The 275-nt window shown below is 45.1% G+C and carries 2 rRNA genes; both read left to right on the top strand.

The features are described from left to right. A 23S ribosomal RNA gene (locus tag ACY191_RS06025) occupies positions 1-146 on the top strand; the annotation flags it as partial. A 69-nt stretch (positions 147-215) separates the two neighbouring features. Continuing rightward, positions 216-275 (top strand): 5S ribosomal RNA (rrf, locus tag ACY191_RS06030); the annotation flags it as partial.

Raw genomic sequence — 275 nt, forward strand, 5'->3', positions numbered from 1 at the left:
CTAAGCATGAAGCCCCCCTCGAGATGAGATTTCCCATAGCGTCAAGCTAGTAAGATCCCTGAAAGATGATCAGGTTGATAGGTCTGAGGTGGAAGCGTGGTGACACGTGGAGCTGACAGATACTAATAGATCGAGGACTTAACCACATTTGATTGCTTTGTAATTCTTCTTCTGCATTATCTAGTTTTGAGGGAACAAAAACCTCATCTAAATAGTCTGGTGGCGATAGCGAGAAGGTCACACCCGTTCCCATACCGAACACGGAAGTTAAGCTT

Source organism: Staphylococcus sp. TCBT05 (genome assembly GCF_055179755.1).